Here is a 1582-nt window from a genome sequence, read left to right as displayed (position 1 = left end):
GTGGACGGCAGGAGACGCAATCTTTCAGGCCACATGGGGCACGGCAATGTCTGACAGGAAGTCGGCATCATCGACCCACATCCTGTGCAGGATGACGCTGATACGCCTTGCCAAGGCAACCATGGCGCGTTTGCCGCCACGGCGTCGAGCGACCTGCGCAGCCCATGTTCTCAGCCACGTCGACCGTCCGCGATGCATCATGACAGTCGCAGCCTGACATAATGCGCGGCGCAGATTGACGTCGCCCGCCTTCGTGATGCCACCGGATACGTCGCGTTCACCCGACTGGTTGCGCGATGGCGTCATGCCAACCCACGCTCCAACTTTCTTGGAGGATGTGAACCGGGAAGGATCATCGACAGCTGATCTGTAAGTTAGCGCGACCACCGCGCCTACCCCAGGCATAGACATAAGTCGCCGGCATATTGGCTCATCCTGAGCCATCTGCCGGACAAGACGCTCCAATCCTGCCAGCTCCTGTCGCAATGATGCCCGCGCGCGCAGCATCGGTGCCGTCGCAGTTTCCAGCATTGGATTGCCGTCTGCCAGTTCGCGAATGCGCTGTTCATAGCGGCCCCGAGAGATGGCACCAACCTTGAGCCCGAAGTTCCGCAAGAGACCACGCATCGACATTTCCAAGGCGATCATGCCTTGCTGGATGGCCTTTCGGGCCCCGAGCACGGCACGGACTTCCTGCGCCGAGACGGATTTACAGTGAACCGGTCTGAACCAACCGAGATGAAGAAGCCGTGCAATGCCTTCGGCATCCCTGCGATCCGTCTTGATCGGCATGGCCTTCAGGGCTCCTTTCACTTGGCGTGTTTCCATCAGAACAGCATCCAGCCCGGCATCTGTCAGCCCACGATGCAGCCACTGTGACAAGGGACCAGCCTCCAGCCCGATGGCCGCAACAGTGCCTTCTTGTTCTCGCGCCCAACGCACCAATGCCTCAGGTTCACTGGCGACCTGCGTCTCATTCACGATCTTGCCATGCTCGCTGATGACGCAAATCGCCGTCTTCGCGAGCGACACATCCAACCCAACAAAAAGTCTCATCCCGTCGTCCTCCATATGGATCCAATACGGGATGGTCGATAACTTGCCCCTGATCTTGCAAGCGGTAACAGGCAGTGCGCGACGCAGGCCCCGTTACAGCATCTCATAACCAAAAGATCACTGTTGCGGCGAGAGCAATGGCTGAGAGGAAAACCTTGGGACTTCGGTCGTAGCGCGTGGCGACGCGCCTCCAGTCTTTCAAGCGTCCGAACATGATCTCGATCCGGTTGCGCTTCCTGTAGCGACGCTTGTCGTATTTTACAGGCTTGTCGCGTGACTTTCGACCTGGAATGCATGGCGTGATCTTCTTGTCGACAAGGGCTTCGCGGAACCAATCCGCGTCATATCCCCGGTCCCCCAGGAGCCAGTCCGCGGACGGAAGACTGTTCAGCAATGCCCTCGCCCCGGTGTAGTCGCTGACCTGACCGGCCGTCATGAAGAACCGGATGGGCCGCCCAAGTGCGTCAGTCACGGCGTGCAGCTTGGTGTTCATACCGCCCTTCGTTCGCCCAATCAGACGGCCACG

The 1582-nt window shown here is 59.4% G+C and carries 2 protein-coding genes; both read right to left on the bottom strand.

Features of this window, described 5'->3' with window-relative positions; genetic code table 11:
• Window positions 1–24: 24 nt before the first annotated feature.
• The gene (locus ACOI1H_RS25460; RefSeq protein ID WP_422441104.1) at window positions 25–1056 is read right to left on the bottom strand and encodes an IS110 family transposase; all 1032 of its coding nucleotides are present in this window, start codon (window positions 1054–1056) and stop codon (window positions 25–27) included.
• Between the two features lie 103 nt (window positions 1057–1159).
• The coding region (locus tag ACOI1H_RS25455; RefSeq protein ID WP_422441102.1) for an IS5 family transposase at window positions 1160–1582 on the bottom strand (423 nt) is incomplete at its 5' end.

The organism is Loktanella sp. DJP18 (assembly GCF_049310965.1).
GTDB lineage: Bacteria > Pseudomonadota > Alphaproteobacteria > Rhodobacterales > Rhodobacteraceae > Loktanella.
This window is presented reverse-complemented; position numbering and strand designations above follow the sequence as displayed.

Bases quoted from the DNA above. Each gene is read 5' to 3' on its own strand.
- ACOI1H_RS25460 (WP_422441104.1), bottom strand. From the start codon at position 1,056: ATGAGACTTTTTGTTGGGTTGGATGTGTCGCTCGCGAAGACGGCGATT.